Below are 13,482 nucleotides of genomic sequence, written 5' to 3' on the forward strand. Positions count from 1 at the left end.
TATACTTTCTTAAAGTGCAAAAGAGCTAAACCACAATGGTTTAGCTCTTTTTAGATGACCCGTACGGGATTCGAACCCGTGTTACCGCCGTGAAAGGGCGGTGTCTTAACCGCTTGACCAACGGGCCTTTATGGTAGCGGCGGAGGGGATCGAACCCCCGACCTTACGGGTATGAACCGTACGCTCTAGCCAGCTGAGCTACACCGCCATATTTTGGTCATCCAACGGACAAGACTTATAATATCAATAATCTTAAAAAGTGTCAACATAAAATCCAAAGTTTTTTAGAGTATATAAAGAAAACTCGTCGAATTGTCTTCTAGCTAGAAATTTATACTTTCTTAAAGTGAAATAAAAAGGCACCCGAACTGCGTTCTCGAGTGCCTATATTTTGAAAGGATAAACAGCAAGTTACCCGCGTCTCGCGCCGCGACCGCCTCGTTTTGACTCTGTATTACGCTTTAAGGAAGATAAACGATCTTCGCTATCCTTTAAAAAGCGTGCCATTTTCTGTTCAAAGTTTTCTTTCACTACACCACGGGGTTCGCCGCCACGATCACGGTTATACGGACGAGGGCGCTGTGGACGTCCAGAACGCTGTTGTTGCTGTTGTTCACCCTCTGGTACCGGTGGACGATCCTTAGCCTTTTTAATAGATAATCCTATCTTTCCGTCCTTTTCAACATTAATCACTTTTACTTCTACTTGATCGCCGATTTTTAAGTGATCATTAATATCTTTAACATAATTATCCGCTACTTCGCTAATATGAACGAGACCAGTTAGCCCTTCTGGCAGCTCCACAAAAGCCCCAAAATTAGTGATACCTGTTACTTTCCCTTGTAACTTGCTGCCTACCTCAATTGACATAAAAAAAATGCTCCTCCTTAATTTTTCAAAAGTCAAGTTTCCTTTATTATATATGATTGTAAAATATAGTGTCAATGAACGACATATGCCTTACAAGCATTTGGAAAAAACCGGTTCTTCATTTAGCAACCGGAAAAATAGTTTCTCCCTCTTTGGAAAAAAAATAGTCTCTTCTAGCAATCTTAGCAATATACTCATCGTCGTTCAGCTGTTTAATCTCATCCTTTAAGCCTTTTTCCTCCGCCGACATTGCTTCCATTTCCTTTGAAAGCTTCTCTACTTCCTTTTGCTTCTCTTTAATACTTACATTTTGCTGATAGAAGGTGATATTTGACCCTACCACAACGGTACAGGAAAATAGAAAAAACACAAGAAGTCGGCGCAAAAGGTGTTTTTTCTTCGAATTGTCTGATTGTATAGTATGCTGAAGATTCTCTGTTGGATTCTCCGTTACATACTTTCTTAGTTCCCTCATTTCCGAGGTCCCCCTAACCATCGTTTAATGTATTCCCACCATTTTAAGACTATCACTTTCACTTTCTGGATTTTCTTTAAAATTCCTGCATATTTCTTCACAAAAATTTTAACACGGTTGGGAAGGAGTTTCCATACTATAACTCCAATTAAACGAAGAGGAGCCAAAATGATTTTCCAAATAAGAAGCAGGAGCTGTACAAGCAGTCTGTAAAGGAGAAGAGAAGTTGTCCTTAACAGCTGAAGCAAAAGCAAGATGCATGTAAATAAAAATTGAAAAAGATATACAATCGGTCTAATAATAAGGATTTTGACAAGCATCTCTAATAAACGATACGTACGAACAACAGTCCTGATGATTGCCTCAAGTACTGCCATGTATAAGGTTTTGAGCAGACTTTGATAAGCTGCAAAACCACATACTAAAGCAACAAACACATAAAACCTGAGCTCTGCTTCATTTACGAGCAGCAGCACATAAAAAACAAACATAGCTTGGACAGCCCAAAATACAATATCATGGACAAATACAATCCAGCGGTTTCGTCTAGGACGTTTTAGAAAACGTTGGTACGTGTCAAGGGCCGCACCGACCCATGCACCCATACCAACCATAGAAAGCATTGTGTAGAATTGAATGGTTAGACTCATTTAAATAGCTTGCTAAAGAAGCCTTTAGCCTTCTCCGATTGATGCTCATCTATATAAGCCATTTCGTAAACCTTGCCTTTGATCGACACAATGCCCTTTTCTACATCCAAGTTCTTCATTTGCAAATTTTGTCCCCGGATTGTGAGAAATCCCATGACTGTTTCTAACAAGAATTCTTCACTGTCAAAGCTCTCCACCTGTTTTACACCCGTAATGTCAAGGAGTCTTCTCCCACGCATAATAACGTCATGCTCGACAGAGGCATTTTGATTATTTAAAGAAGTTGCCTGGTAGCCCTTATTCATGCTCTTCCCCCCATGGCTCATACTGTTATCAATGTATGAAGGGGACATTTTTTTTAGAACAAGCCTTCAGATTGTTCTGTTTGTACTTTTTCTTCCTTCACAACTGTATACATGGAAGGGGCATCTTCCTTTTTGGTTGTTTCCTTCAGCTCGTTCACCTTGACTGTTACAATTTTCTGTCCAAATCGAACGGTTAGCTCATCATTTACTTTTACGACTGAACTGGCTTTTGCAGGTAGACCGTTAATAGAAATGCGACCTTGGTCAGCTACTTCCTTAGCCAATGTTCTTCTTTTAATTAAACGGGATACCTTTAAAAATTTATCTAATCTCATACTATTCCTCCTGCTTATATTCCTTTGCTTTTTGCTTCTTCCCAAAGTGCATCCAGTTCTTCAAGCGTACATGACTTCATATCCTTGTTCACTTCTGCTGTCTTCATCTCTATGTAGGAAAAACGTTTCAAAAACTTGCGATTTGTTGCATGCACGGCCTCTTCCGGATTAATCTTGTAGTAACGGGCAATATTTACAAACGCAAACAATATATCCCCGAATTCAGAGACCATTCTCTCTTCATTCATTTCTCCCAGTTCCTGCTGAAATTCATTCCATTCCTCACTTACCTTTTCTATCATCGGCTTTACATCATCCCAGTCAAATCCAACCTTTGCAGCTTTCTTCTGTAATTCATAGGCCTGCAGCAGCTGCGGCAAGCTTTTTGGGATACCCGATAAAACAGATTCTTTCACACGATCCTTTTCGTTGTTTTTGATTTCTTCCCAGTTTGCTAGGACCTCATCAGCAGTCGTTGCTTCTACACTGCCAAACACGTGCGGATGACGACGAACCATTTTTTCTGATAATGTGCGAATCACATCATCGATAGAAAACCAGCCTTCATCCTCTCCAATCTGTGCATGCAGCAGTACCTGAAGTAAAACGTCTCCAAGTTCCTCGACAATATGGTCATCATCTTCCTCATCAATTGCATCAAGAAGCTCGTACGCCTCTTCAATTAAATATTTCTTTAACGAAACATTCGTCTGCTCCTTATCCCACGGACAGCCATTTGGGCCACGGAGCTCTGCAATAATGCTGCGCAGCACGTCAAACTGTTGATACAGTACAGATTTTTCTTTAACAGGCGGAACATATACACTCGTTAAATTATTTAATTCCGCTTCATGATCTAATTCATGCAAAGGCACCTTTTTTAAACTCTCAAAGGATGTACCCGCAGCAGTTACAATGTATACCTCATATTCATCGGGAAGCATCTCCATCAATGTTAACTTTACCTCTGAGGCAATAAATGCATCATATACCTGACAGAATACAAGATGATGACGCAATTCCAATTGTCCTCTCTCAAAGGACGTCGCATCTACAAGCTGAAACCCCTCAATCGGGTCAATTTGCAGGCTCGCAAATAAAGGATCTAGGAAGCTTTGTCCTCCTTCTACTCTTACGCGAATACCAGCAGCCTGGCCCTTTTCCAATAAAAGCTGTACCGTCCGTTCTGCTACGAGGGGATGCCCAGGAACAGCATAGATAATCTCCTGCTCCTTTGCCTTTGTAAGTAATGTTTCCGCAATTGTCTCGTATACCTGTTCAAAGGAATCGTGTGCCTCATATACATCATCGAAGGATGTATATGCAATTCCTTCCTCCTCTAAGTCCTTAACAACGGGATGCTCCTTTGTGCGCAAGTAAAGATGCGATGCTCGCTGAATGCTTCGATATACGCCAAGCGTAAGCTGCTCTAACTCTCCGGCACCAAGTCCTAAAATTGTAATCATGCACCCTTCTCCTTTCTCATTTTCTTTTGAAATGAAATCTCTCTACGATGCAACAATGCACCGAGTTCTTCCTCCGTAAAAACATGAAGCTTCACAAGAAAAATAAGATACACCAATCCACCGAGTACTGCTCCTGCAATAGCTTCAACTGATGCCCCACTGCGACTCGCTCCTGGAAATACAGACTCTACAATAAATAAATAGAGCATTAAAAAAAGAGCCATAGCCCCACAAGAAAGCACTATCCTAATAAGAGCAAACCACTCTATAAGAGAAGTGCAAACCACACGAGCAAGAAGAAAGAAATTTAGTATGACAATCAGCATTAATGAAATAACAGTCGCAACCGCCGCTCCTTTTACTCCTAGCTCAGGAATGAGAATAATGTTTGCCGCATATTTCGCAACAGCACCAACCAGTGTGAAGAGGGCAGGAGCCGCTGTATACCCTAGTCCTTGCAAAACAGTTGCAGATGTAATGGCCAAGGCGCTAAATAAGATCGAAAACCCTAAAATGGCCAGCAGGTCAGAGCCTGCCTGATTTTCAAACAGCATTATATTTGTTGGCTTTATAATGCAAGCAAGACCAACAGATGCTCCTAGTCCAATGACAAGTGTAACCTTTACAGCAAGACGGAGTTTGCCTCTAATGAGTGCTGTATCTTTTCTCCGCCGCGCTTCCGTCATCACAGGAATAAGTGCCAATGAAAAAGAAGTGGCAACAACAGTGCCTAGCTGTACAAGCGGAATTCCTCTATCGTATATCCCTTTTATTACTTTTGCCCTATCCGCAAATTCTCCTGCTCCGATCAACATATTGTACACTGTCAAAGAGTCAACAAATTGCATAACAATCAGAACAAGATTGCTAACACAAATTGTGATCCCTTGCCAAAATAACGCCCTCATAATCATTCCCTTTTTAGAAATGCTGCTCCACCGGCGAAAGAGGACATGCTGCAAATTGCGACGTAGAAATAGCCATAACACCACAGCACTGACCATTCCCCCAACTACTGACCCAAACATTGCACCTGCCCCAATTGTATATACATCAAAATCGTTTGCAACAAAATACAATGATAACAAAACAATTGTAGACACACGGAGCAATTGTTCAGTTACTTGTGAGACAGCGGTTGGCAGCATATTATACGAGCCTTGAAAATATCCCCGCACCATAGAGATGAATGGCATAAATAAAAAGCAAAAGGATGCAACTCGTACAATCTTGTAGAGCTGCTCATCTCCCATCATTCGTGCAACAAAATGGGACGCAGCAAACAAGAATAGGAACACGATGGTACAAAGTAGTGTCAAGAGCCAAAAGGAAATAGAAAGGATATCTCTCACTCGTTCCTCCTTTCCATCCTCCTTCTGTTCAGCAATCATTTTAGAAATTACGGCAGGAAAGCCGTATACTGCAAAAGTAAGACAAAGACCATATATCGGATATACTTGCTGATATGTATAAAATGCAATATCTCCCGCAATATTTTGATAAGGAATTCGATAAAATGCACTTAAAATTTTTGTAATTAAACCCGCTGCTGTCAAAATAACTGCACCGTGCCAAAAGGCAGAATATTTTTTGGCTTTCATAAAAATCTCCTTCTTTGCCAGGCTCTTACGTATTATATATCACAACTTGGCAAACGGGGAATTCACAACTTCCTAAAGTGTAAATTATCATAGCAAAAAAAGGCAGCGACATGCTGCCTTTTTTCCTACTGCTCCATCTGCTTTGCCAAAAAGCTCGCTGCTGTTTCAACAGCTTTCTGCTCAACATCTCCAATAACTTTATCTTTAGAGAGAATGATGACTGCACCGATTGGATCGCCGTTTGCAATGATGGGTCCAACCGTATAGGATGTAACAGTTTCTTTTATCCCGTCTACGATGGAAATTTCACTTTCATCTGTCATTACAACGGAATTTCGATCATCCATCACCTTTTCAACTAAGTCACCGATATTTTTATTTAAATATTCTTTTTTGGAAACGCCCGAAACCGAAATAATAGTATCACGATCGCAAATTAATACTGTATGTCCTAAGCTATCATATAATGCATCTGCATATTCCTTTGCAAAATCACTCAATTCACTGATTGGAGAGTATTTTTTCAAAATGACTTCTCCATCGCGGTCCACAAAAATCTCTAATGGGTCTCCTTCACGAATGCGAAGGGTTCTACGAATTTCTTTTGGAATAACTACTCTACCTAAATCATCAATTCGACGTACTATGCCAGTTGCTTTCATTCTAATGCTGCCTCACTTTCTACTTGATGATAAAAGTGGTGATTTGTTCTATCTTCTCCTTTTCATGTAAAAATCACCAACTGTTAAGCATAGTATTGTTCACTGTGAAGGTTCTATGCACGTCGAATTGCATTTTTTATTTCTTTAGTCAAGCATTTACAACTTCTTTTTTCGCATTGGGCAAACCTCGCAGTAAATTCTCTGTAATCGTCAGCCATCTAGATGGCTCAATACCTTTTACATCGATGATTACCTTTAACCTTGATCCCTCCATGCCAAGATGAGTCATAGTTCCAAGACTGCTGCTTAGCATATAGAGCTTTCCACCATCTATAGTTTGAGTTGCCTGTTCAGAGAACAAAAGGGTTACCTGCTGCTTTAGCTGCTTGATGGACTCAATACGCTCCTGTGCAGCAAGCACCTTGATCAAGGCAATTTGCAGTAAATAGCCAACCTGCTGCGGGTAATCGCCAAAGCGGTCTATCATTTCCTCTTGAAGCCCTTCAATATCTTCTATAGAGGATATCCCCTTAAATTGCTTATACATCATAATTTTTTGCTTGCTGTCGGAAATGTACGTATCCGGAAGGTAAGCATCTACTTCAAGATCTATCTCTACATCAAAGTATGGCTGTTCTCCCGTATCGCCTCTTCGTTGTTCAATCGCTTCCTTCAGCATTTGGGAGTATAAATCAAAACCAACAGAATCAATAAAACCATGCTGCTCTGCACCTAACAAGTTCCCGGCACCACGAATAGACAAATCACGCATTGCAATTTTAAATCCCGACCCAAGCTCTGTAAATTCTTTAATAGCTTGTAATCGTTTTTCTGCTACTTCCGCTAACACCTTATCCTTCTTATACGTAAAATACGCATACGCAACACGATTAGAACGACCTACGCGACCGCGTAGCTGATACAACTGTGATAGCCCCATACGATCAGCATCCTGCACAATTAGCGTATTTACGTTTGGAATATCAACTCCTGTTTCGATGATCGTGGTACTAACAAGAACATCATATTGACCATCTAAAAATGCAAGCATGACTGATTCCAATTCACCTTCATTCATTCTTCCATGAGCAAAGGTTACACGTGCATCAGGGATAAGCATGGAAATCTCTTCTGCTTTCCGCTCAATATCTTCTACACGATTATATAAAAAGTATACTTGACCATCCCGGGCCAGCTCCCGTTCGATTGCTTCTCGAATTAGGGCAGGATTATACTCTACTACATATGTTTGAACTGGAAAGCGGTTCTCCGGAGGTGTCTCAATAACGGATAAATCACGAACACCCAGCATCGACATATGAAGCGTACGCGGTATTGGTGTTGCCGTTAGCGTTAAGACATCGATATTAGCTTTCATCTGTTTAATCTTCTCTTTGTGCGTTACACCGAAGCGTTGCTCTTCATCAATAATCAGAAGACCTAAATCTTTAAAGATAATGTCCTTGGATAAAAGACGATGCGTCCCTACTACAACATCTATCGTTCCATCCTTTAACCCTTTCATTGTTTCGTTCTGCTGCTTTCGTGTGCGGAATCGATTTAGCACACCAATATTAATGGGATAATCTTGAAAACGCTCTCGAATTGTTTCATAGTGTTGTTGCGCTAAAATAGTTGTCGGAACAAGAATTGCCACCTGTTTTTCATCCATAATGGCTTTAAATGCTGCCCGAATAGCAACTTCTGTTTTTCCATAGCCAACATCGCCACATAATAAGCGATCCATAGGGCGGGAGCGTTCCATATCTTTTTTAATCTCAGTGATTGAACGCAACTGATCCTCTGTTTCTTGGTATGGGAAAGAGGACTCAAACTCGCGCTGCTCTAACGCATCTGGAGAAAAGGCATAGCCCTTTGATGCTTCACGCTCAGCATACAGCTTAATTAAATCATCAGCGATATTTTGAACCGATTTCTCTACCTTTGTTTTAACACGCTTCCAGTCTGTTCCACCCAGCTTATAAATCTTTGGTTCCTTTCCTTCTGAACCAATGTACTTCTGCACTTGATCAATTTGCTCAACTGGGACATACAGCTTATCATTTCCTTGATATTTAATATGCAAATAATCTTTATGCACACCGTTAATCTCTAGAGTTTCAATACCAAAGAACTTACCGATACCGTGATTTACATGGACAACATGATCTCCAACCTTCAATTCGGAATAGCTCTTAATACGCTCAGCATTAGAGAGCTTTTGTCTGCGCTGCGGCTTTTTCGCCTTTTTATTAAAAAGCTCCTTCTCGGTAATGACCGCAAGCCTTTGCATTGGCAGTTCAAATCCCGCATGAAGATCGCCCCTGGCAATCTGTATACGTTCTGGAATAAGCTGCACAGAATCTGGTAGAACATCAACATCTATCTCATAATCATTCAAAATTTTCTCAAGCTTCTTCATTCTTTCTTCATTTGCCCCTAATATCACAACAGTGGAATGGCTCTTTTTCCACCGGTCAATCTCTGCTTTAAATAGATTCATTTGACCATGAAAATCCTGCATGGTCTTACATGTTACATTGACGATATTTTGTGGGTGCGTATGAGGAATATGACGAAGGAATAGAGTTAAATATAAAAAGCTGCGATCCCGCTGCTGCAGAAGCTTTGTGAAATCATGAGAAAAAGCTAAATCTTGTACAATAGCTCCTTCCTCAAGCAGCGCTATATACCATTCCGCTTCTTCCTTCTCTAACTGATCTGCAGTTTCTTGAATGCGTGAGATTTCATCTAGTATCACAATACCCGTATCCGGCAAATAGTCTATAAGACTAGCAGGCTGTGGATAAAAAAGAGACAGATACTTAAACATTTGTTCAATTATTTGTCCATTCTTTAGCTTTTCCAACTCATGAGTAACTGTTTCTACTAGCAGCTCCTTCAGCTTTTCATCTTTAAGCTTTTTAACTGTCTTCGTTAATTCCTGTTCTAGCTTCATCGTTCCTTGACGAAGCTCTTCATCGGCAAATATAAATTCTGTTGCTGGTCCAAAGGAAATAGCTGAAACTTTCTCCTGAGAACGTTGATCTTCTACTGTAAACGTACGAATAGAATCAATTTCTGTATCAAAAAACTCGAGGCGAATTGGTAGTTCCTCAGTAAGCGGGTATAAATCTAGAATACCACCGCGAATACTAAAGTCTCCGGGCGCCTCCACCATCGATTTTCGTTCATAGCCCATATAAGCTAGAATACGAGCCATATGCTCTAAATCGACTTCCTCGCCGACCCTTAATTCAATTTGCTGCTGCGCCCAAAGTTCCTTTGCAGGAAGAAAACGGCGCAAACCAGCTAAAGGTGCAACTACAATAGAAGGCTCATTCTGAACAAGATGGTTGAGTACCTCGATTCGCTGCGCTTTTAATTCCGGGCTCGCTACTCCTATCTCTGAAGCAATCAACTCGTTAACAGGATATAGCCATACTTCATTTTCACCCAAAATGGATACCATATCCTCATAAACCTTTTGTGCCTGATATAAATTGTGCGTTACAATAAGCTGCGTACGCTTTTTTTGTTTATATAATGCAGCTGAAAGCAGCAAACGGGAAGACGTAGACATCCCGGACACTAACTGTTCTTTCAATCCCTCGTTCAATCCATTTAAAACAGACTGAACCTCCTTACTTTCATAAAAGCTCTCCAATAATCCTATCATCGTCAAAACCCCTCTCGACAAAAGAGCAAGTTAATATATTTTTATGCAGCATACTTGCAAATAGCAAACAGAAAAATGCTTTGGACAAGCCAAAGCTTATTGCAAAAATGTGTCGTATTCATAATAATGTGGATTATGCTGCAAAGTATCCTGACACGATTCGCAAATGGTTTTTACAAATAAATTCCCATTTTCATCGAAGTGTGTCATTTCTAACTGTTCTTCATTTGTTAAATTCCCTAAAACCATTTCCTGTGCTTCTTCTCCTTCAATGGAGCCAACCTTGTATCCACAATAACGACAATAATAATGGGCGTTCATGCCATCCTCCTGAACTTTTTGCAATTATTACTAGTATGGATGAAATGGCGTAGAATTATTCGTCCTTTATTGTCCGTTAAAGGTATTCATAACTTGTAAAAAAGGTGCAGATAACCATTGTTCACATGCATCAGCACTTTTTTGAATAGAATGTTGTACCTCTGACATTTCTTCTGCTGCAAATCGTCCTAGTACATAGTCCACAACCTTCATGCCGTGCTTTGGACGATCAATCCCCATCCGAATGCGATTAAATTCCTGCGTCCCTAAGTGCGCAATCGTAGACTTGATTCCATTATGTCCACCGGCACTTCCCTTTGTACGTAACCGCAGCTTTCCAACTGGCAAATCTAAATCATCATACAGTACAATGAAGTCAGCAACTTCAATTTTATAGTAATCAAGAAGTGGACGAATACTTTCTCCAGATAAATTCATGTACGTGAGCGGCTTCAATAAGATTACCTTCTCCCCATTTACGACACCGGACCCGAATATTCCTTTAAATTTTTGTTGATTTAATGGAATATTCCAACGCTTTGACAATTCATCGATTACCATAAACCCAATATTATGCCTTGTTGCTTCATATTCTCTTCCCGGATTTCCAAGTCCTGCAATTAGCTTCATTCTTTTCCCTTCTTTCTATCCTTGATGCGAAAAGACGTAACCTCGTCTCAGGTTACGTCTAACTTGCTATATAAAAATCAATCAAATAATGTACTTACAGATTGTTTTTCGTAAACGCGGATAATCGCTTCTCCGAGTAATGGGCCTACAGATAACTCCCTGATCTTTTCAATCTTCTTCTCCTCTGGAAGCAAAATTGAATTTGTCACAACAAGCTCTTTAATTTTGGAGTTTTGAATGCGTTCGATTGCAGGACCAGACAGGACTGGGTGTGTACAACATGCATATACCTCTGCCGCGCCATTTTCTATAAGAGCATTTGCTGCTAGAGTAATGGTACCGGCTGTATCAATAATATCATCGATCAGAATAGCTGTTTTTCCTTCAATATGACCAACAATATTCATAATCTCTGCCACATTCGGTCTAGGGCGGCGCTTATCAATAATTGCAATTGGAGCTTTTAAGCGGTCTGCCAGCTTTCTTGCACGCGTTACTCCACCATGGTCAGGGGAGACAACAACAACATCCTTTAATTCCTTCTTTGAGAAATAATCAGCAAGAATCGGTACACCCATAAGATGATCAATTGGAATATCGAAGAAACCTTGAAGTTGTGGAGCATGCAAATCAAGTGTAATTACACGAGTTGCACCTGCTGTTTCCAAAAGGTTAGCCACAAGTTTTGCAGTAATCGGTTCACGCGCACGTGCTTTACGGTCTTGACGTGCATAGCCATAATATGGTATCACAATGTTAACAGTTTTAGCGGATGCACGTTTTAAAGCATCAATCATGATTAATAGCTCCATAATGTGCTCATTTACCGGATAGCTTGTAGATTGGATGACAAACACGTCACAACCACGAATGCTCTCCTCAATATTAATCTGAATTTCACCATCGCTAAAACGGGTTACGGAGCATTCTCCTAATTTTACACCAATTCGCTCTGCGATTTGTTCCGCAACAACCTTATTGGAATTAAGTGAGAATACCTTCAAGTTTGAATTTAAATACTGATTAGGCATTAAAATGAACCCTCCACATTAGTTTTTCTTCTGTAACATTTTCTCTACATAGTCTTGCTTATTCACTTGACGCGCACGCGCAATCGATAACGCTTTTGCAGGTACATGATCCGTAATGGTTGAACCTGCTGCAACATAGGCTCCTTCTCCTACCGTTACAGGTGCAACAAGGTTGGAGTTACAGCCAATGAAAGCACCATCGCCAATAACAGTTTTGAACTTATTTTCACCATCGTAGTTTACCGTAATGGAGCCACAGCCAAGATTCACATCTGTGCCTACCTCTGCATCTCCAATATAGCTAAGATGAGATGCCTTACTTCCATCACCAAAGATAGACTTTTTAATTTCTACGAAGTTTCCAACACGCACATCATTACCAATTACAGAATCAGGACGAATATGAGCAAAAGGTCCAATAGCAACATCGTTGCCAATTCTGCTATCGTGAACAGTAGATTGACGAATTGCGGTTCCGTTTCCTACTCCACTATCCTTTAATGTTGTATGCGGCCCAATGACACAATCAGAACCAATTGTTGTTTCTCCTTCAATCACTGTTCCTGGATAGATAATTGTATCACTTCCAATTACTGCATCTGCGGAAATATACGTATTGTTAGGATCGATTAACGTAACACCGTTCATCATATGCTTTTGATTAATGCGCTTTTTCATAATATCTTCTGCTTGTGATAGAGCAATTCTGTCATTTACCCCTAATGTTTCTTCAAAGCGATCTGTTTGGTAGGCGGAAACAATTGAACCTTCCTTTTTTAAGATTTCAATAACATCGGGCAAATAATACTCCCCTTGCACATTTTCATTTGAAACCTTTTTAAGCGATTCAAATAATGCCTGATTGTCAAAGCAATATGTGCCTGTATTGATTTCGCGAAGCTTTCTCTCATCATCGCTTGCATCCTTATGCTCAACAATCTTCTCCACATATCCTTTATCATTACGAACAATGCGTCCATATCCAGTCGGGTCTTCTATATAAGCCGTCAACACTGTCGCTTTTGCACCCATCTCTTCATGGTGTTGTAACAATGCTTCCATCGTTTCAGCAGTAATTAAAGGCGTATCACCGCAAATGACAAGAGTGGTTCCTGTTTCTTGTCCTAGCAAAGATACAGCTTGTGATACCGCATGCGCTGTGCCTAGCTGCTCTGCCTGCAAGGCAAATTTACTTTGCTCTCCCAACTGTTCTTTCACTAATTCCGCACCGTGTCCTACAATTGTAACAATTTCTTGCAAGCCCAGCTGTGACACCTGCTCAACTACATGCTGCACCATTGGCTTTCCACAAACAGGGTGAAGCACTTTATACAACTTGGACTTCATGCGCGTTCCCTGCCCTGCTGCCAAAATGATCGCAAATCGATTTGACATATAAACCCTCCATCACAACCTATTTATCCATTAAGAATATTATCCTAAAACGTTTTTTATTT

Annotated in this window: 13 protein-coding genes and 2 tRNA genes; all 15 read right to left on the reverse strand. The window is 40.4% G+C overall.

What is annotated here, in order from left to right; translation table 11 throughout:
- Nucleotides 1-55: 55 nt before the first annotated feature.
- A tRNA-Glu gene (locus tag EP737_RS21710) sits at nt 56-127 on the reverse strand.
- A gap of 4 nt (nt 128-131) precedes the next feature.
- Nucleotides 132-208: transfer RNA gene (locus tag EP737_RS21715), tRNA-Met, on the reverse strand.
- Nucleotides 209-411: 203 nt separating this feature from the next.
- Nucleotides 412-870 carry a S1 domain-containing RNA-binding protein gene (locus tag EP737_RS21720; RefSeq protein WP_129730917.1) on the reverse strand — a complete coding sequence of 153 codons (459 nt, stop codon included), beginning with the start codon at nt 868-870 and terminating at the stop codon, nt 412-414.
- Between the two features lie 118 nt (nt 871-988).
- Nucleotides 989-1,345 (reverse strand): FtsB family cell division protein, encoded by a 357-nt coding sequence (locus EP737_RS21725; RefSeq protein WP_129730919.1) that lies wholly within the window; start codon nt 1,343-1,345, stop codon nt 989-991.
- Nucleotides 1,342-1,995 (reverse strand): spore cortex biosynthesis protein YabQ, encoded by a 654-nt coding sequence (gene yabQ, locus EP737_RS21730; RefSeq protein ID WP_129730921.1) that lies wholly within the window; start codon nt 1,993-1,995, stop codon nt 1,342-1,344. Before yabQ ends, EP737_RS21725 begins: the two co-directional genes overlap by 4 nt.
- The gene (gene yabP, locus EP737_RS21735; RefSeq protein ID WP_129730923.1) at nt 1,992-2,300 is read right to left on the reverse strand and encodes a sporulation protein YabP; all 309 of its coding nucleotides are present in this window, start codon (nt 2,298-2,300) and stop codon (nt 1,992-1,994) included. Before yabP ends, yabQ begins: the two co-directional genes overlap by 4 nt.
- A gap of 53 nt (nt 2,301-2,353) precedes the next feature.
- A complete protein-coding gene (locus tag EP737_RS21740; RefSeq protein WP_129730925.1) occupies nt 2,354-2,635 on the reverse strand; it encodes an RNA-binding S4 domain-containing protein in 282 nt (93 codons plus the stop codon).
- Nucleotides 2,636-2,649: 14 nt separating this feature from the next.
- Nucleotides 2,650-4,101 (reverse strand): bifunctional methyltransferase/pyrophosphohydrolase YabN, encoded by a 1,452-nt coding sequence (yabN, locus tag EP737_RS21745; RefSeq protein WP_129730927.1) that lies wholly within the window; start codon nt 4,099-4,101, stop codon nt 2,650-2,652.
- Nucleotides 4,098-5,702 carry a putative polysaccharide biosynthesis protein gene (locus EP737_RS21750; protein ID WP_129730929.1) on the reverse strand — a complete coding sequence of 535 codons (1,605 nt, stop codon included), beginning with the start codon at nt 5,700-5,702 and terminating at the stop codon, nt 4,098-4,100. Before EP737_RS21750 ends, yabN begins: the two co-directional genes overlap by 4 nt.
- 125 nt (nt 5,703-5,827) lie before the next feature.
- Nucleotides 5,828-6,364, reverse strand: a complete 537-nt coding sequence (gene spoVT / locus EP737_RS21755) for a stage V sporulation protein T (protein WP_129730931.1) — start codon at nt 6,362-6,364, stop codon at nt 5,828-5,830.
- Between the two features lie 148 nt (nt 6,365-6,512).
- A complete protein-coding gene (gene mfd / locus EP737_RS21760; protein WP_129730933.1) occupies nt 6,513-10,043 on the reverse strand; it encodes a transcription-repair coupling factor in 3,531 nt (1,176 codons plus the stop codon).
- A gap of 96 nt (nt 10,044-10,139) precedes the next feature.
- The gene (locus tag EP737_RS21765) at nt 10,140-10,364 is read right to left on the reverse strand and encodes an anti-sigma-F factor Fin family protein (RefSeq protein WP_129730935.1); all 225 of its coding nucleotides are present in this window, start codon (nt 10,362-10,364) and stop codon (nt 10,140-10,142) included.
- Between the two features lie 66 nt (nt 10,365-10,430).
- Complete coding sequence (gene pth, locus EP737_RS21770) at nt 10,431-10,994, reverse strand: aminoacyl-tRNA hydrolase (protein ID WP_129730937.1); 564 nt, start codon at nt 10,992-10,994, stop codon at nt 10,431-10,433.
- A gap of 77 nt (nt 10,995-11,071) precedes the next feature.
- Nucleotides 11,072-12,025, reverse strand: coding sequence for a ribose-phosphate diphosphokinase (locus EP737_RS21775; RefSeq protein WP_129730939.1), 954 nt, complete (start codon nt 12,023-12,025; stop codon nt 11,072-11,074).
- An 18-nt stretch (nt 12,026-12,043) separates the two neighbouring features.
- A complete protein-coding gene (glmU, locus tag EP737_RS21780; protein ID WP_129730941.1) occupies nt 12,044-13,420 on the reverse strand; it encodes a bifunctional UDP-N-acetylglucosamine diphosphorylase/glucosamine-1-phosphate N-acetyltransferase GlmU in 1,377 nt (458 codons plus the stop codon).
- Nucleotides 13,421-13,482: the final 62 nt, after the last annotated feature.

The organism is Ectobacillus funiculus (assembly GCF_004138295.1).
Lineage (GTDB): Bacteria > Bacillota > Bacilli > Bacillales > Bacillaceae_G > Ectobacillus > Ectobacillus funiculus.